Source organism: Paenibacillus sp. BC26 (genome assembly GCF_900116125.1).
Classification (GTDB): domain Bacteria; phylum Bacillota; class Bacilli; order Paenibacillales; family Paenibacillaceae; genus Paenibacillus_Z; species Paenibacillus_Z lignilyticus.
In genome coordinates this window covers 111,518-130,531 of the sequence record NZ_FPAD01000007.1, presented here as the reverse complement: position 1 = coordinate 130,531, position 19,014 = coordinate 111,518, and the positions used below count along the sequence as shown (strand labels likewise).

Annotated in this window: 13 protein-coding genes; 11 read left to right on the top strand and 2 right to left on the bottom strand. The window is 52.6% G+C overall.

The window, feature by feature from the left end; all coding sequences use genetic code 11:
* Positions 1-3 precede the first annotated feature (3 nt).
* From BM412_RS30105 to deoC, 3 genes are all read left to right on the top strand, one after another.
* The gene (locus BM412_RS30105; protein ID WP_091225403.1) at positions 4-960 is read left to right on the top strand and encodes an ABC transporter permease; all 957 of its coding nucleotides are present in this window, start codon (positions 4-6) and stop codon (positions 958-960) included.
* Positions 961-1,056: 96 nt separating this feature from the next.
* Positions 1,057-1,959 carry a sugar-binding transcriptional regulator gene (locus BM412_RS30100; RefSeq protein WP_256256675.1) on the top strand — a complete coding sequence of 301 codons (903 nt, stop codon included), beginning with the start codon at positions 1,057-1,059 and terminating at the stop codon, positions 1,957-1,959.
* 24 nt (positions 1,960-1,983) lie between these two features.
* Entirely contained in the window at positions 1,984-2,667 is a 684-nt protein-coding gene (deoC, locus tag BM412_RS30095; RefSeq protein WP_091225402.1) for a deoxyribose-phosphate aldolase, read from the top strand.
* Positions 2,668-2,726: 59 nt separating this feature from the next.
* On the opposite strand, the gene BM412_RS30090 is transcribed toward deoC, so the two are convergent.
* Complete coding sequence (locus BM412_RS30090) at positions 2,727-3,245, bottom strand: DinB family protein (protein WP_091225401.1); 519 nt, start codon at positions 3,243-3,245, stop codon at positions 2,727-2,729.
* Between the two features lie 101 nt (positions 3,246-3,346).
* On the opposite strand from BM412_RS30090, the gene queF reads away from it, so the two are divergent.
* The 5 genes from queF (at position 3,347) to BM412_RS30065 (ending at position 14,565) form a co-directional block, all read left to right on the top strand.
* A complete protein-coding gene (gene queF, locus BM412_RS30085; protein WP_090985217.1) occupies positions 3,347-3,850 on the top strand; it encodes a preQ(1) synthase in 504 nt (167 codons plus the stop codon).
* 26 nt (positions 3,851-3,876) lie between these two features.
* Positions 3,877-5,082 (top strand): MFS transporter, encoded by a 1,206-nt coding sequence (locus BM412_RS30080; protein ID WP_091225400.1) that lies wholly within the window; start codon positions 3,877-3,879, stop codon positions 5,080-5,082.
* A gap of 209 nt (positions 5,083-5,291) precedes the next feature.
* On the top strand, positions 5,292-12,449 hold the full coding sequence (locus BM412_RS30075; protein WP_091225399.1) for an Ig-like domain-containing protein: 7,158 nt from the start codon (positions 5,292-5,294) through the stop codon (positions 12,447-12,449).
* Between the two features lie 80 nt (positions 12,450-12,529).
* The gene (locus tag BM412_RS30070) at positions 12,530-13,969 is read left to right on the top strand and encodes a tetratricopeptide repeat-containing glycosyltransferase family 2 protein (RefSeq protein ID WP_091225398.1); all 1,440 of its coding nucleotides are present in this window, start codon (positions 12,530-12,532) and stop codon (positions 13,967-13,969) included.
* Between the two features lie 98 nt (positions 13,970-14,067).
* Positions 14,068-14,565 carry a DinB family protein gene (locus tag BM412_RS30065; RefSeq protein WP_091225397.1) on the top strand — a complete coding sequence of 166 codons (498 nt, stop codon included), beginning with the start codon at positions 14,068-14,070 and terminating at the stop codon, positions 14,563-14,565.
* Positions 14,566-14,646: 81 nt separating this feature from the next.
* Here BM412_RS30065 and BM412_RS30060 read toward each other — a convergent pair whose 3' ends face one another.
* On the bottom strand, positions 14,647-15,534 hold the full coding sequence (locus BM412_RS30060) for an ankyrin repeat domain-containing protein (RefSeq protein ID WP_091225396.1): 888 nt from the start codon (positions 15,532-15,534) through the stop codon (positions 14,647-14,649).
* 147 nt (positions 15,535-15,681) lie between these two features.
* On the opposite strand from BM412_RS30060, the gene BM412_RS30055 reads away from it, so the two are divergent.
* From BM412_RS30055 to BM412_RS30045, 3 genes are all read left to right on the top strand, one after another.
* Entirely contained in the window at positions 15,682-16,890 is a 1,209-nt protein-coding gene (locus BM412_RS30055; protein WP_091225395.1) for an acyl-CoA dehydrogenase family protein, read from the top strand.
* The gene (locus BM412_RS30050) at positions 16,883-18,079 is read left to right on the top strand and encodes an acetyl-CoA C-acetyltransferase (RefSeq protein WP_091225394.1); all 1,197 of its coding nucleotides are present in this window, start codon (positions 16,883-16,885) and stop codon (positions 18,077-18,079) included. Before BM412_RS30055 ends, BM412_RS30050 begins: the two co-directional genes overlap by 8 nt.
* 71 nt (positions 18,080-18,150) lie before the next feature.
* Positions 18,151-19,011, top strand: a complete 861-nt coding sequence (locus BM412_RS30045) for a 3-hydroxybutyryl-CoA dehydrogenase (RefSeq protein WP_091225393.1) — start codon at positions 18,151-18,153, stop codon at positions 19,009-19,011.
* Positions 19,012-19,014 lie beyond the last annotated feature (3 nt).

Below are 19,014 nucleotides of genomic sequence, written 5' to 3'. Positions count from 1 at the left end.
CGCATGTGGATCACGATTCAACAAATATTCCCGTATGCGATCATGTTTACGATCCCGCTGCTCATTACGGCGCTTGGCGGATTGTTCAGCGAACGAAGCGGCGTCGTGAATATCGGTTTGGAAGGACTCATGGTCATTGGCTCCTTCGCTTCGGCCTTCACGATGTATAAGCTGCAGACGGCTTGGCCGGATCATCAGATCGCATCGATCTGGATCGGACTTCTGGTCGCGATCGCGGCAGGGACGGTCTTCTCGCTGCTCCATGCGTTCGCGAGTATACATCTCAGCGCGAATCAGGTTATCAGCGGTACGGCGATTAACATGATTGCCGGAGCCCTTACGGTGTTCCTCTCCCGTAACATCACAGGCAGCGGGAACATCCGTCTTGCCGGCGGCTTCCCGCCGTTTGATGTGTGGGGACTGTCGGATATTCCAATTCTGGGCCCGCTGCTCTTCACAAAGACGTACTGGACGACATGGATCATTTTGCTGATCGTCCTACTCAGCTCCTTAATTCTGAGAAAAACAGCTTTCGGCTTGCGACTGCGTTCGTGCGGCGAGTATCCGCAGGCAGCAGAGGCAGCAGGCGTCAATGTCCGGAAAATGCGCTATATCGGCGTGTTGATTTCCGGTGCTTTCGCAGGTTTGGGTGGAGGCATCCATCTGGTTACGATCGCCGGCGAATTCACGGGGACGGTTTCCGGTCTCGGTTTCTTGGCACTCGCGGCCTTGATCTTCGGGCAATGGCGTCCGATCGGCATTCTGGCTGCAACCCTGTTCTTCGGCTTTGCAAGCACAGTAGCCAACGTATCGCAGGTTATTCCGGCATTTGCTTCATTTCCGCCGATTATCCTTAAGGTGTTCCCATATGTTATCACATTGATCGCCTTGGTTCTGTTCTCCAAAACATCACAAGCACCAAAGGCAGCAGGGGAGGTATTCGATTCGGGCAAACGTTGATGAAGAGTGAGTGAGCTATTGACAGGGGAGTGTTGAGAGCCAGTGCATGAAGAACGTTCAGATGATAAAAGGGGAAAAATGCTGGATGCGGTCCGGATGTATTATCAACTGGACTACAGCCAGCAGGAAATTGCCAAGCAGCTCGGGGTATCCAGACCTACTGTAAGTCGCTTCATCCAACAAGCTAAAGAAGAAGGCTATGTGATCATCAGCATCGTCGATCCGCTGGAGAACAATGACCTTCTCGCATGTCAAATCGAGCGTAAGTTCGGGCTCAAGAAAGTCATCATCGTCAATGTGCCGCATTATGAGGATGCCGTGGTCAAGAAGTACTTAGGCCCGGCAGCGGCGAAGTACGTGGACAAAATCATCAAGGACGGCGACATCGTCGCCACGACTTGGGGAACTACGCTGTATGAGGTTGCGCTTAACCTGCAGGATAAACATGTCAAGGACGTAAAGGTCGTACAGTTGAACGGGGGCGTCAGCCATTCCGAGACGAACACCTACGCGTACGAAATCGTGAACTTGTTCGGTAAAGCGCTCCATACGGTTCCGTATTTTATTCCTCTGCCCGCGATCGTCGATCATCCTGTCGTGAAGAAGACGATTGAAACGGACCGCCATATCCAGAATATATTGGAGCTGGGGAAGAAGGCGAACATCGCGATTGTGACGGTGGGTGCGCCGACGGAAGATTCCGTTTTGATCAAAGCGAACTATTTCAACGAGAACGAGCTTCGGATGATCTTCGAGAAAGGCGCGGGCGATATTTGCTCGCGATACTTCAATTTGGATGGTGTGATCTGCTCCCAAGAGCTGAATCAGCGCACCATCGGAATCGATCTCGAGGATCTGAAGAAGAAAGAAAAATCCATTCTGGTAGCAGGCGGTATCCGCAAGGTCGACGGGATCTACGGCGCACTGCGCGGGAGATATACGAACGTGCTGATAACCGATCAATTTACCGCCAAATACCTGCTGGAGCGGACTAACTAAAACAGACAGAGAGTAGGAAATAGGATGGGTAACGAGTTACAAGGAGCAGCATTAGCCGCTTATTTTGACCATACGTTGTTGAAACCGGAAGCGACGGCCACGCAAATTGCCAAGCTGTGCGAAGAGGCGAAGCAGTATAAGTTCGCTACCGTTTGCGTGAATCCATACTGGGTATCGGAAGCAGCGAAACAGCTTGCAGGTTCAGGGGTCGGCATCACGACCGTTGTTGGCTTCCCATTGGGCGCTTCAAGCTCGCTCGTCAAAATAGCAGAAACGAAAGATGCCATCGAGAACGGTGCAACGGAAATCGACATGGTGCTTAACGTAGGCGCACTGAAATCGGGTCGCCTCGAAGAGGTAGAAAACGATGTGCGCGGCGTCGTAGAAGCTTGCAAAGGACGCGCAGCCAGCAAAGTTATTCTTGAAGTGGGCTTGCTTACGGATGAAGAGAAAGTGACGGCTTCCGAAATTTGCAAACGTGCCGGCGCAGGTTTCGTGAAAACCTCGACCGGTTTCGGTCCCGGCGGCGCGACGGTCGAAGATATCGCGCTTATGCGTCAAACAGTCGGACCCGAAATGGGCGTTAAAGCTTCGGGCGGCGTGCGCGATCTGGCAGCCGTTCGCAATCTCATTGCTGCAGGTGCGACGCGTATCGGTGCGAGTGCGAGCGTGACGATCGTCAGCGGCGGCACTAACGAAGGCTACTAATTTCATGTGGCAAGACAAAGCGAGAGAGGTGCATATCATGCACCTCTCTCGGTTATTTTCTAGCGATTCAAGTATCGTTCGCGGATGACATTCAGATGATGCAGCTCGTGGCCGACAATGACGTACGCAAGCGCTCTGGCGGAAATGTCGGTGTTGCTGGCAAAACCTTTCCGGAGGAAAGCTTCGGGCGGTAAACTGCGCAGCAGCGCAGCAGTGGCGCCTTTGACGGCGTTGTAGTTTTCCAACAGTGCAGCGACCGTTTCATTATCGAACGAAGCCCCTTGCACAAAATCATTCTCATCGAAGCCCGGCAGCGGCGTGCGGTCTCCGCGTGCGGCGCGCAGCAGGCGATAGCTCATGATTCGTTCCGTATCCGTGATGTGGCCGAGCACTTCTTTCAGGCTCCATTTGCCCGGTGCATACCGATAGAGCGCTTGTTCTTCGGTCAATGCGGAGTACAGGGCTGTCGTTTGGCTGCGATTGACTTCAAGCGCTTCACGCAAATCTCCGTCCGGAGCAGCTGCGATATACGTGCCGAAGTGTGATCCGTATTCATCTGCTGAAGGTCTGGTTAACAAAAGCATCATCCCCTTAGGTTGAATTGAGCCTGCGATAAGGTGTAAGCTACTAGAACAAGAGTAACCCTCGAACCAAGTAAATACAAGGAGTGTATGTGAAAATGTCAGGAAGATCGAAAGAAGAGCTGCAAAGCGGCGGCATTACGCAGTTGGGCAATCAAGGCACGTCCTATCTGTTCAACTACAGCCCGGAGGTGCTGGAATCGTTCGATAACAAACATATCGGACGCGATTATTTCGTGAAATTCAACTGCCCGGAGTTTACAAGCCTGTGCCCGATTACGGGACAACCCGATTTTGCCACAATCTATATCTCTTATATTCCCGATGTGAAAATGGTGGAGAGCAAGTCTCTCAAGCTGTACCTGTTCAGCTTCCGTAACCATGGTGATTTCCACGAGGATTGCATGAACATTATCATGAATGATCTCATCGCACTGATGGAGCCGCGCTACATTGAGGTGTGGGGCAAGTTCACGCCGCGCGGCGGCATTTCGATCGATCCTTACACCAACTGGGGCCGTCCGGGCACAAAGTTTGAAGAAATGGCACAATACCGTCTGATGAATCACGATCTGTATCCGGAGAAAATCGATAACAGATAAGTCAATAAGTCAGGAAGTGGCTGCAAATGAATTTTTCATGGGAACGGAACTTAGTTGTACTGTGGATCGGGGTTTTCTTCTGCAGCATGGCCTACTCCATCTCGATTCCTTTTCTGCCGATCTTCTTAAATACCGAGCTGGGCGTGGAGCATCATCTGGAAGCGTGGTCCGGCATTGCATTTGGCATTACCTTTCTGGCGAGTGCGCTGATATCGCCGTTCTGGGGTTCGCTCGCCGATAAATATGGACGTAAACCGATGTTGATTCGCTCAGGCTTCAGTCTCGCCGCACTTTATTTATTGAACTATTTTGTCCATGATCCGTACTGGTTTCTGCTTATCCGTATTTTCCAAGGGCTGCTCGCCGGCTTCGTGCCTGCTTCTATTGCGCTCGTTGCAACGAATACGCCGGAGGAGAAAACCGGTTATGCGCTTGGGATTATGTCGACGGCCGGGGCGACGGGGAGCATTCTCGGACCGCTCGCCGGCGGATTGGTCAGCCATTATATCGGCAACCGCGAGGCTTTCCTGTTCTCCAGTGCCATCGTTCTGATCTCTGCCCTTGTGGCGACCTTCTTCGCGAAGGAGCAGAATTTCAATCGCAAGGCCGTCAGGTCGCATGTGCGTGATGATCTGAAGCATGCGCTGGCCAATCGGCCGTTTATGATCCTGCTGATGCTTGTTGCTGTCAGCACCTTTTCGGTTATGATATTGGAGCCGCTCATTACGCTGTATGTCTTGAATATGGGCATTTCGCCTGATCGCGCTTCACTAAGCTCCGGTATTATTTTCTCGGCGGTCGGGATCGCTACGGTCATTATGGCGCCAAGATGGGGCAAATGGGGGCGTAAGCTCGGTTATCAGAAGGTGTTGTTGATTGGGCTTATCGGCGGCGGCATAGGCAATCTGCTGCAAATTTTCGTTACCGGTTATATCGGCTTCGGCGTGCTGCGGTTCGGGTACGGTCTGTTCTTCGCCGCAGTCAATCCGTCGATTAACGCGATGATCGTGCAGCATACCGAATCGGAATTCCGTGGACGAGCTTTCAGCTTGAACCAGTCCGCTTCGCAGCTTGCAACGATGGCCGGACCGATTATCGGAGGCGTCCTCGGCGGCATGATGCCGATCCACTATATCTTCGTCATTAACGGTAGTCTGCTGCTGTTATCTGCCTTCCTCTTTAAGTTCAAGGTAAAGCAGAATCCCGCGCCTGTTACCAGTCATCAACCATAATTTGTAAAAATACGGAATCCAAAACCGCTTCGCGAGATGAATGCTCTCGCGGGCGGTTTTTTCGTCATAAAATGACAAAAATATGGCACTTTCGCATTCTCTATCGAATGCTCACGTGGTATAGTAGCAGTAGTATAAATGGTATAGAATGCCTATTGCGATCATAGATTCCGCTCTTCATATATGCCAGGGGAAGGATTTGTTCGTTCATGACTAAGAAACAGAGAAAACAGCGTCTGAAGTCCGTGAAGAAAGCAGCCCAACTATTCGGCACGGCAACAATGCTGGCCGTTCCGGTTGCCCTCGCGGTTCCCGGATTTGCCAGTGCAGACCCGGTTGCCATCCCGCAGCCGGCTAATCTCCCGGTCGTCATCAAGAGCATCAACAGTACGCTCGTCAATGAGTATGCTTCTAAGATAAAGGCGGGAAGTAATTTCCAACTTGATCTGAGCACGATTTTCGAAGATGCTGCTACGCTAGAGTATACCGTTGTTGTCCAGAACAACAGCGTAGCCGACGTTAAGGTTACGAGTACGAACAAATTGGCTTTTAACCTCAAGAAAACCGGATCTACCATGGTAGATCTCATCGTACATAAACCGAATGAGAGCATGTCCATTCATGAACGCTTCACTCTAAAGGTCGGTGCCAACGGGGCGCTCGATCCTGATCAAGACGGAGCGGGGATTGCTGATATTATCAAGTATTTCAACAGCCACGCCGGTGAATTCCACTCCACAGGTGATTACCGCACACTCCTGCAAGCCGCCGTTTCAAGTACAGTACCGACGCCGAATCATGCGCCGATCGTCTCCTCGGAATCAACACCGATTACCATGACAGCCGGAACCTACACCGAAATTCAATTAAACGATCTATTCAGCGACGAAGATGGCGATGAGCTTTCCTTCGAACTGATTGACCCTCCATCCAGCAGTTCCTTTGTCAATGCACATCTTTACAGCGAAACTAGTACTCTAGTCCTAACCGCTGTAAATCCAAGCTCGCAGTCTCTCATCGTTACAGTGAACGGAAGCGATGGAGAAGAGAGTGCTACGAAGCAGTTTAGTGTGACGGTTGGGGCTGCGCCTGTGGTGAATCATGCGCCGGTGGCAATGCCAGCTTCGATTCAGGCTACAGCCGGAAAGCTAGCGTCCGGTAGATTAGAAGGCTTGGATGAAGATGCTAATACAACGCTGACGTTCAAAAAGGTCGGTCAAGCACCAGCTAAGGGCGCACTCGAGCTTAACCCTGTGAATGGTGATTATACCTATATGCCGAACGCCGGTGAAAGCGGAGCGGATTCATTTACGTTTGTTGTCAATGATGGATTGCTAGATTCGGATCCAGTAGTTGTGCCGATTAACATTACGCCTGCGGTGCCTGTGAATCATGCGCCGGTGGCGAACGAACTCAGTGTGGTGGAGCTAAATGAAGACACTACGACATCCTTTCAACTCGGCGGTACGGATGAAGACGAAGATGAGTTGACAGCTATTATCGTAGAGGGCAAAGGTCCGATTCACGGCGAGTTGATCGCAAGCTCTTCGGAGCAGAACAAGTTCACGTACATGCCGGACGCGAACTATAACGGACCCGATTCGTTCACGTATATCGTGAACGATGGTACGGAAGATTCGGAAGAGGTCACGGTGACGATCACGGTCAACGCCGTGAATGACGCGCCGGAAGCGAACGAACTCAGTGTAGTGGAACTGAATGAAGATACTACGACATCCATTCAGCTCGGCGGTACGGATGAAGACGAAGATGAGTTGACAGCTATTATCGTAGAAGGCAAGGGTCCGGCGCATGGCCAGTTAATCGCAAGTTCGTCGGAGCAGAACAAGTTCACGTACATGCCGGATGCGAACTATAACGGACCCGATTCGTTCACGTATATCGTGAACGATGGTACGGAAGATTCGGAAGAGGTCACGGTGACGATCACGGTCAACGCCGTGAATGACGCGCCGGAAGCGAACGAATTCAGTGTGGTGGAACTAAATGAAGACACTACGACATCCATTCAGCTCGGCGGGACAGATGCAGACGAAGATGAGTGGACGGCTATTATCGTAGAGGGCAAAGGTCCGGCGCACGGCGAGTTGATCGCAAGTTCGTCGGAGCAGAACAAGTTCACGTACATGCCGGATGCGAACTACAATGGACCCGATTCGTTCACGTATATCGTGAACGATGGTACGGAGGATTCGGAAGAGGTCACGGTGACGATCACGGTCAACGCCGTGAATGACGCGCCGGAAGCGAACGAACTCAGTGTAGTGGAACTGAATGAAGATACTACGACATCCATTCAGCTCGGCGGTACGGATGAAGACGACGAAGAGTTGACGGCTATTATTGTAGAAGGCAAGGATCCGACGCATGGTGAATTAATCGCAAGTTCTTTGGAGCAGAACAAGTTCACGTACATACCGGATGCGAACTACAACGGACCCGATTCGTTCACGTATATCGTGAACGATGGTACGGAAGATTCGGAAGAGGTCACGGTGACGATCACGGTCAACGCCGTGAATGACGCGCCGGAAGCGAACGAACTCAGTGTAGTGGAACTGAATGAAGATACTACGACATCCATTCAGCTCGGCGGGACGGATGAAGACGAAGATGAGTTGACAGCTATTATCGTAGAGGGCAAAGGTCCGATTCATGGCGAGTTGATCGCAAGTTCTTCGGAGCAGAACAAGTTCACGTACATGCCGGATGCGAACTACAATGGACCCGATTCGTTCACGTATATCGTGAACGATGGTACGGAAGATTCGGAAGAGATCACGGTGACGATCACGGTCAACGCCGTGAATGACGCGCCGGAAGCGAACGAACTCAGTGTGGTGGAACTAAATGAAGATACTACGACATCCATTCAGCTCGACGGTACGGATGAAGACGAAGATGAGTTGACGGCTATTATCGTAGAGGGCAAAGGTCCGATTCATGGCGAGTTGATCGCAAGTTCGTCGGAGCAGAACAAGTTCACGTACATGCCGGATGCGAACTACAATGGACCGGATTCGTTCACGTATATCGTGAACGATGGTACGGAAGATTCGGAAGAGGTCACGGTGACGATCAGGGTCAATGCCGTGAATGACGCGCCGGTGGCGAACGAACTCAGTGTGGTGGAACTGAATGAAGATACTACGACATCCATTCAGCTCGGCGGGACAGATGCAGACGAAGATGAGTGGACGGCTATTATCGTAGAGGGCAAAGGTCCGGCGCACGGCGAGTTAATCGCAAGTTCGTCGGAGCAGAACAAGTTCACGTACATGCCGGATGCGAACTACAATGGACCCGATTCGTTCACGTATATCGTGAACGATGGTACGGAGGATTCGGAAGAGGTCACGGTGACGATCAGGGTCAATGCCGTGAATGACGCGCCTGTAGCGAACGAATTCAGTGTGGTGGAGCTAAATGAAGATACTACGACATCCATTCAGCTCGGCGGTACGGATGAAGACGAAGATGAGTTGACAGCTATTATCGTAGAGGGCAAAGGTCCGATTCACGGCCAGTTGATCGCAAGTTCGTCGGAGCAGAATAAGTTCACGTATATGCCGGACGCGAACTATAACGGACCCGATTCGTTCACGTATATCGTGAACGATGGTACGGAAGATTCGGAAGAGGTCACGGTGACGATCACGGTCAACGCCGTGAATGACGCGCCGACAGTTAAGGGAGTACAGGATATCAACATCCTTGAAGATCAATCCATCACTGGTAAATTGACAGGGAGTGACGTGGAAGGCGATGAGCTGACTTATCGTCTGACGTCGGCGCCTCCTGCATCAGATGCGTTTACTTTAAACGAAGACGGCAATTACAGCTTTACGCCGATCGCAAACTCGTATGGAGGCACTTCGTTCACCTATGTCGTCAATGACGGAGAGAAAGATTCGAATGAGTCGGTCGTAAACATTAACATCTCGGCTCAAAATGATGCGCCGAGAGCGCAGGATATTAGTTTTGAAGTAAATGAAGGTGACAGTAAAGAAGTTAGCTTCAACGGCTGGGACGCGGATCCGGGAGAGACGAGCACGCTTCAGTACATGATCGTCGATGGGCCGGAATACGGCACGGTTACGCTGGATTCGCCGAATCCGGGACAATTCACCTATATTCAGAATGGGGAGACAAGCGCTTCGGATTCATTCACGTACAGAATTTATGATGGCAAAGAATATTCGGATGTTAAGACGGTACAGATTACAATTATCGATGTGAACCACCAGCCTGAAGCAAACGAGCTCAGTGTAGAACTGAATGAAGATACTACTACATCCATTCAGCTCGGCGGGACGGATGCAGACGACGAAGAGTTGACAGCTATTATTGTAGAAGGCAAAGGTCCAGCGCACGGTGAGTTAATCGCAAGCTCTTCGGAGCAGAACAAGTTCACGTACATGCCGGACGAGAATTACTATGGCACCGATTCGTTCACGTATATCGTGAACGACGGCACGGAGGATTCGGAAGAGGTTACGGTAGGAATTACGATTAATTCTGTGAACGATAAGCCGGTAGCCAGCGCTATTAGCTTTGAAGTGGATGAGGATGGCAGCTATGTTGGTACGTTTACCGGAACGGATGCAGATGCAGCGGATATTCTTTCATTCGTAACGGCATCGACACCAAGTCACGGTACGCTGAGCTATAGCTCACTCGAGTTGAATCAGTTCAGATATACGCCATATGAGGATTATTCAGGAACCGACTCCTTTACTTATAAGGCGAATGACGGAACGGAGGATTCGCAGGTAGCAGCTATCGTTTCGATCACGGTCAAGCCTGTAAACGATCCCCCTACTGCGAACGAATTAAGTGTGGATGTCAACGTTGGCAACAGTGTTGAAGGAAATCTTTGGGGTGAGGATCTTGATGAAGGCGATTCGCTGTCGTATAGCATTGTAACTGCGCCAAGCCACGGTACAGTGACGATAAGTTCAACCGAATTAGGTCATTTTACGTATCAACAGGATGGCAGTGAGCAAGCATTCGATTCGTTTACTTATAGGGTCTATGATGGAACAGGGTATTCCCGGGAAGCGACCGTATCCATTTCAATACACTCGGTAAATGTAGCTCCGGTAGCGGAAGACTTTGAAATCGCAGTGACGGGGAATGCTCCGTACGAGGATATCTTGCGCGGCGGGGATGCAGATGGGGATGAATTGACCTATTCCATTTATCTTTCCCCAGGTGCAGGTGAAATAGAATTGGATCCAGAAACGGGCGAGTTTACTTATACCCCGATGAGCGGTATTTCCGGTGCGGATTCGTTTGCTTATCAAGTTTATGACGGAAAGAAGTATTCCAATATTGCTTCCGTAGTAATTTCGATAGCTGAAAATGAGCTGCCGGCTGCATCCGATATGCAGCTTCAAGTGCCTGAAGATGAATCGCATTCCTATGTTTTGCAAGGCAGTGATGTGAACACGAATGATGTTTTGGTCTATAGTTTGGTAGACGGGCCTCAGCATGGAGAGTTGATCATGAATGAGCCGGAGCCGGGTATGTTTACCTATACGCCTGCCGAGGGATTCAGTGGCACTGACTCCTTCACTTATGTAGTGAACGATGGTTGGGGAGATTCCAATACGGCAACGGTATTTATTACCGTTGGTGACGGCAGGCCGAAAGCGATACAGCAAACCGTTGAAACGCTTGAAGATGAGGCTGTATCCGGAACATTAACAGGAGCAGGCGGCAACGGAGCAGGGCTACAATTTTTCTTAGCGGGGACCAAGGTAAAAGGAGATGTAACGCTTGATCAAGAGACGGGCGAATTCACCTATACGCCGAATGAGAACGCCAACGGAGTGGGTTCCTTTACGTTCAAGGTCTATGACGGAACCTCGTATTCGGATGAAGTGACCGTTACTGTGAATATTTCGCCGGTAGACGATGAACCTATTGCGGGTATGGTAGGTCTGGAAGGTTACATTCAGCTTCGCCCGAATCAAACGGCCATGCTGGATCTGTCTCAGATTTTCACCGAGGTGGACGGTCAGCAGCTTGCATATCGTACATCCTTCGAAGGCAATAGCAGTCTAAACGGAACGCTTAATGGATCGAGTTATTATTTGAATGCGCTGGGCTCCCCAGGCTTCACTTCTTTCGATTTACAGGCTAGCGATGACGGCTTTGAAACATGGGTTTCTGCCCCGGTTATGGTTCAGGTCGATGAATCTCAATTAGGCAGCCTTCCGGATGTAAATGATATCAGCAATGAGCAGGATGAGTATACGATTGATTTAGCCAATTATTTCTATGGTTATTTCGATTACGTCGCGTTTGATGTGGAAACCGGCGCAATGCTGCCGATTGAAGAGTCGACGTTAACGATTCCGTTGGAAGATGATGATAATGTCACTGTTGTCGTTTCAGCTAGAGACGGATACGGCTTGACGATTACAGATACTTTCAATCTGTATGTAGGGCTTGGAGTAAAAGATATCGGCGTGCAATTTTTTAACAATGTGCAATATTACACGGATCACAATGCTCACGTTTATATGAAGGACATCTTCCGTAATGCCGATGAATTCCGAGTTACTGCGTATAACGAAGATGAGGTTAAGAGCATTGGCAGTTATTCGCTGAACGAGTGGACAAATGATGATTATTTAAGCTTATGGACAGATGCTTCATTCACGAATGTATCAGAGATTCTGGTAGAAGGCCGTACATTAGATGATGAGGGGATTGAAACAAATGTGAAAAGCTACCCTCTGAAGATCAGAATGAATTCGGCTCCGTATGTAGACCATGAGAGTGAGATGCCGACCCCGCTCAAGAAAGGCGAAACGGTTGAGTTGCTAATCACGGATGCCGAGGGAGATCCAATTACTACGGTCACTGCCCAGCCTGACGATTCAATCTGTGGGGAAAGCGGCATCTGCATCTCGACGACCTATGCGAATGGGATTCTGGTTGTTACAGGGGTGGAAACCGGCACAAGGTCACTGAGAATCGCTACATCCGATGGACTGCCGTTTGGTTATGATAGCGTTTATCGCTACTTTACCGTTTACGATGATAGCATCGTTCTTGCAGACGAATCTAGTGTCAACAAGGACCTTACAGGGCTATTAGCGGGCATGAACTTAGGGTCCTTGGAGCTCCAATACATTGACAGTGAGTATATTATTCATAGCAGCATTTCTTTAGATGGGACGATGTTATCTTTTGACGTGAATACAGAAAACATGGGCCCAGGCGATAGTGAAATCATTAATGTAAGTATCACGGACGGAAATATAACCAGAGTACTCATTTTCTACATGTATATCGAAGAAGAGGATCAGGAAATAGACCCGGGATCCGCTTAGAAGAAATGATGTTTAACTAATGGCCAACTTACTTCAGGTTGGCCTTTTCTTTTCAACTCAAACCGAAGGAGAATGAGCCCTTGAATCAGGCAACGGATAGAAAACAGTCAGCTTCGAACGCCATTCGTCAAGCGCTAACGGCCCGCAAGTTCAAACTGGCGGAGAAGCTCGCACTGGATAGTCTGCGCAGCCAGCCGCTGCTTGCACAGAATTGGGTGTTTCTTGGGGAAGCGCTGCTGCATCAAGGCTACGTTCAAGAAGCAGGGCATGCCTTCGAGAGAGGCAGCGTGCTCGACCCGCAGGCGCAATGGGGCAGCGAGGTGCAGAAGGTGCTGGCGGGCAAACCGCCGGGGGACATGCGAGAGGAACTAAAGGAATTGTGGCAGCTGCAACCGCCCGTAACCGTTGCGGCCGCTATTATGACGCGGAATGAAGCGCGTTGTATCGTCCGCTGCGTCAATAGTTTACAGGATGCCGTGGATGAGATCATTATCATTGACTCGGATTCTACGGACGGAACGATTGAGCTTGTCGAGCATATGCCGAAGGTGAAGATTATTCGGAGCGTGGCGCTGAATGATGATTTTGCGTGGAAACGAAATCAAGCTCTGCCGCATATCAAGAGCGATTGGGTGCTCTGGGTGGATGCGGATGAATGGCTCTTTCAGGAGGACATCGGCGCTGTCCGGTTGGCGGCATCGATGTTCCATGATCGGTTTCAGCACACGGTTCTAAATGTATGTCAGGTCAATCAGATCCAAGGCAAAATATCGGCTGATTATGCGAATCCACGGATGTTCCCGCTTAATCGCGGCTTGCATTATTACGGGCGTGTTCACGAGCAGGTTGTGATTGAAGGCGAAGATATGTACGACAACCGCATGATGCGGCGTCCGGTTCGCATTCGGCTTCATCATGACGGCTACGAGCCGGCTATTATGGGTCAGCAGAACAAGCTGGAACGCAACTTACGGCTGCTGAAGCTGATGGTGGAGCAGGAACCGGACAATCCGGGCTGGCTGCTCTATTATGGCAGAGAGACGCTTGCGACAGGGGACATTGAGAAGGCAAAAGCGTTATTCCTAGAAGCGGAGCGGCTTGCGCCGGGTAAGCCGAATTTTGGCAGGCTGCTGGATGTCCTTATGTATTTGAACAAAATCTATATGAGCACGAAGGATTATGAGCAAGCACAGCGCGTTTGCTTGCGTGCCCTTGAAGTGCAGCCTAACTTCCCGGATGCCAAGTATCATTTGGCGAAAGCTAAGATGAGGCAGGCGGGGGTTCTGCTGCAGCAGGCAGAGCGAGGTCTTAAAGAATCGAAGGAGGCCTTCCGTACGTATCGGGGAACCGTAACGGCGGACGCTGCCATTGCGGATTGGAAAGCAGATCTCGCGCTGGCGGATCTTACGGCCATAGCGGGTAAGCAAGCGGAGGCGAAAGCCCAATATGAATCGATTCTGGGACGTCATCCCGAACTGAATATGGTGCGAAAGAAACTAAACAGCATGAACAACGAATAAAAGTTGAACTCCACTGACATGCTGTTGTCAGGAGACCTGCGATATAGTGAATGCGAGAAGAATATTGAATGCAAAGCAGGCTATGGAGGCGAAAACTTATGTTTAGAACGGTGAAGGATTTTATTGAGGACTACAAAGTGGAATCGCAAGGGACGCAGAAGCTGCTGGACCTGTTGACAGATGAATCGCTGACACAGTCGATCGAGGAAGGCCGCAGGCCGCTTGGCCGCTTGGCATGGCATTTGATCCACGATGATTCAGGGATGCTGCGCCGCATCGGCCTTGATTTCAAGGCTCCGGCTACCCATGCAGAACCGCCGCAATCGGCAGCGGTTATAGCTGCAACCTACCGCGAAACAGCGGCATCCATTCTTGAAGCGGCTTCACAGTGGTCCGATGAGAAGCTGCTTGAGAGCCATAACCTGTTTGGTCTGGAATGGCAAAATGGTGTTACGCTGTCGAAGTTCATTAAGCATGAAGTCCATCATCGCGGTCAACTGACCATGCTAATGCGTCAAGCCGGACTGCCTGTTGCAGGTGTGTATGGTCCTTCCAAGGAAGAATGGGAACAGATGGGCATGACAGCGCCAAAGTGATGTACGGATACATGAAGAAGGCCGAACGGTCTCCACTCGCACGCATGCGGGGGGAAGACTGCTCGGCCTTTTCTCTTGTCTCTATAAGCCGCCTAAACTGCGCAGCAGCTCCTCGTGCTCGGTCCGTTTGAAATGATTCGCCCATCCGAGCGGCGTACCGTTATAACGGCGATCTCTCCCATTCAGATCAGCGCCTCGATCCATAAGCAGGTGGATGATGGCCGTATTCGTACCGGCCGCTGCCCAGTGGAGCGGTGCTGCGCCGGTATGGTCGAAGCCGGAAGGAATGCCGTTCACATCGGCACCGCGGTCAAGCAGATAGGCGGCGGATTCATAGCTGCCTCCAATAATGGCATAGATGAGCGCCTGCTGCAGCAGTTCTTCGGGAGCGCTTGGAGTCGTTGTATTTACAGGCTCGCGGTGTTTGCCGGCGCTAGGCAGAAGCGTTCCATCCGGGCTGAAGAAGGAGGGAAGCAGATCGACTCGGCCTACGGCGGCAGCAAGCTCGAGATCCAGCGCCGCGCCTCGGCGGACGAGCAGCTTCGTCATCTTCGTGCAGCCATACCAAAGGGATTGCGCAAGCGGTCTGCGGTCATCATTCAAGCCGTCAATTGGCGTGCCGGCATCCAGCAGCAAGGTCGCCATCGCAACATCGTCGTTGCTGGCCGTCCATTGCAGCGACGTTTCACCGCGCTCCGGATCAATGGCCCTCGCATTAACATCTGCTCCCGCATCCAGCAGAGCTTGTCCGATTTCAAGCTGGTTCGGATAATGTCCGGGCCAGTCACATAGATGGTGCAGCAGCGTTCTCCCTTGCAGCGACCTGGCATCCGCCAAAGCGGGATGCGCCTGCAGCAGCTGCTTGAGCTGCTCTACGTTCCCGGTCTTCACCGCCGTATAGGCATCCGGAAATACTGCCGCGAGCGATTGATCTTTTGCTTGATTATCGAGCTTATTCTCACCATTCATCCGTTTATCATCTCCAACCCGTAATGGTCAAAACATGAGGCCTTTGTTCCCACTCTATCATGAATCGGCTCCGGCGAAAATACGATGTAATAAGCGCCAAATAGCAGGCAACGCTTCTGTCTGATTCAAGAAGGGGGAGCGTATGAGGTGAAATTCTCTCTGACGGAAGAACAATTGATGATTCGCGAGATGGCGGCACGGTTTGCGGAGCATGAGGTTGCAAGGGAAGCAGGCGGACTGGATGAGGCCGAATTATTCGACAGGCGTTCGTTTGACGCGATGGCGCAGCTGGGTTTTACGGCATTGCCTTGGCCCGAGGAGGACGGGGGCGCAGGTGGAGGATTTCTAAGTTTCGTGCTGGTGCTGGAGGAGTTGTCCCGCGTAAGCGCGTCGCTTGGCGCGGCGCTGTGGGCGCATGTTTTTCTGTCCGCGTGGCCGCTGCATCGGTTCGGGAGCGTGGAGCTGAAGCGTCATTATCTGAGGAAACTTATCGATGGCAACAGCATGGGTACGGGCGTGCTTCCGGGAGCGGTTGATCCGAACACCACGCTTAGAATTGGCGTCTCTGGGCAATTGCAGTTGCAGGGTGATGGGGCGGAAGAGGAGTGTTACGTCCTAAACGGTCAGCAAAAATATATCCTCGGCGGCACGACGGCAGACTTCTTCATCATTTACGCGGTAACCGGAGAAAGTGCGGCAGGACGACGCAAGCGCTACAGCGCTTTTATCATCGAGAAAGACAGCCCCGGCCTCTTGATTCAACCGGTCACGAAGAAGCTTGGTTTGCGCTCGGCGGGAATGGCGCATTTGAAATTTCAGGATTGCCGCGTACCGAAGCGGCAGCGAATCGGTCGTGACGGTCAAGGCGGCGCGATTGCAGGCCGAGCGGCGGCGGGTGTGCGCTACGGCCTTGCCGCGGTTGCCGCGGGAATTACCCAAGGCGCTGCGGAAGCTGCGCTTGGATATGCCAAGGCGCGTTCGCAGTTCGGCAAGCCGATCGCGAAACATCAAGCGGTGGCCTGGATGCTTGCGGATATGCGGACTGCTGCCGATGCCTCGAAGCTTCTTGTGTATCAAGCCGCTTGGCAGGAGGATCGGGGGCTTACGGACGGTGAAGGCTGGGAAGCTGCGCTGGCGCTTAGCTTTGCCGCGGATGCGGCGATGACATCGACGATACATGCCGTTCAGGTCTATGGCGGATATGGCTATATGAAGGAATATCCGGTGGAGCGCTTTATGCGTGATGCGAAGGCGGTGCAGATTTTCAAAGGACTGGATCTCAGTCCGAAAATGCCGCAGCCCAAAGGAAGAGGCAGTGGCGGAAGCGGAAGGGAAAGGGGGCGACGCCATGGCTGAGCTCGTCATTGTAGGGAGCGCTCGGACGGCCTTCGGCAAGTTTGGCGGAGCGCTGAAGGGGATGAAGGCGACTCAGCTTGGCGCACTCGCCATTGAAGGGGCACTGCAGCGCGGAGGGATCTCGTCTGCGGCAGTGGACGAGGTCATTATGGGCATGGCCGTTCAAGCGGGAGCGGGCCAGAATCCGGCAAGGCAAGCATCCATACTGGCAGGAGTCAGCCAGACGGTGCCGGCTGAGACGATCAATAAAGTGTGCGCCTCGGGGATGCGGGCACTGACGATGGCCTCGCAGATTATTAGGGCGGGCGATGCGGAGCTGATCGTCGCAGGCGGCATGGAGAGCATGAGCCAAGTGCCGTATGCGTTGACGGAAGCCCGGTTAGGCATGCGTCTTGGGGATGGCCGGGCGGCGGATCTATTGCTCCGCGATGGGTTACGCTGCGCTTTCGCTGACATGCATATGGGGGACTATGCCGACAACATTGCCGCTGAATATGGCATCAGCCGCTTGGAGCAGGATGCATGGGCGCTGCGCAGTCACGAGCGTGCCGTTCAGAGCAGCCTGCAGGGCTACTTTCATTCGGAAATAATCCCCGTTCCGTTACCTGGCGCAGTGCCGACGAAGAGCCACGTGTTCGCGATCGATAAGGATGAAGCTCCCCGCGGAGATACGAGCGCCGATAAGCTGGCAGCGCTGAATCCGGTATTCGCTGCCGGGAATTCCGGCACGATTACGGCCGGCAATGCCCCGGGGCTCAACGATGGTGCGGCCGCGCTCGTCGTGGCCACGAAGAGCAGGGCGCTGCAGGATGGCTACGCTCCGCAGGCCGTGCTGCTCGGTCATGCCGCGGTTAGCGTGGAGCCGCGCAACTATCCCATTGCGCCGGCTTTTGCCGTGCAGAAGCTGCTGCAGCAGCATGGGCTCGCGATGGATGCGATCGACCGCTTCGAGATCAACGAAGCGTTCGCGGTCGTCGTCTTGGCCTGCGGGAAGCTGGCGGGCTGGGATGCCGACAAGGTCAACGTGCACGGCGGCGCGATCGCGCTCGGCCATCCCGTCGGGGCAAGCGGAGCGCGGATTGTGATCACGCTGATTAACGACTTGAAGCGGCGCGGCGGGGGGCTTGGGATTGCCGCGATTTGCAGCGGCGGCGGTCAAGGCGATGCCGTGTTGGTTCGGGTGGAGTAGGGAGTATAGAGAGCATAGAGGCAATGAAAATTGCAAATGGCAGAGGGGCTTAGGGAAGGCGGTAGTCATTCATGGCAGATATCCACCATGTGTCGGTCGTCGGAGCAGGCCAGATGGGAAGCGGCATCGCACTTGTTGCCGCGCAGGCAGGCTGCCAAGTGCTGCTGCATGATGCGGAAGCGGGACGCATCAGCAAGGCATTGGCGCAAATCGGCATGCAGCTCACCGGCAGCGTTGCGAAAGGCAGAATCACGGAAGAGTCGGCCATGCAGACGCTTGGACGAATAACCGCCGCGGCTGACTTGGATGCAGCCTTTGGCGCTGATCTTGTCATCGAAGCGGTAACCGAAAGCATGCCGGTGAAGAAAGCCCTATTAGCTAAGCTCGATGGTATTTGCGGGCAAGGGGCGATTCTGGCAAGCAATACGTCATCGCTGTCGCTCACAGAGCTGGCTGCGGTGACGGGGCGGCCGGAACAGGTGATCGGGATGCATTTTATGAACCCCGTACCGGTCATGAAGCTGGTCGAAATCATACGTGGCTTGCGAACATCGGATGATGTCTATGCCACCATTGCGAAGCTGGCGGAGCGGATGGGGAAGACGCCGCTGGAGGTGCGGGATTATCCGGGATTCGTGTCCAACCGCATTCTGATGCCGATGATCAACGAGGCCGTGTATACGGTATATGAAGGCGTGGCTTCGATCGAAGCCGTCGACGGCGTGATGAAGCTGGGCATGAATCATCCGATGGGACCGCTGACTTTGGCTGACCTGATTGGGCTCGATACCTGCCTTGCCATCATGGAAACGCTGCACGACGGCTTCGGGGATTCCAAATACCGGCCTTGTCCGCTGCTTCGCAATTATGTCGCTGCCGGTTGGCTGGGGCGCAAGAGCGGGCGAGGCTTCTACGTGTACGAAGGGGGGTGACCG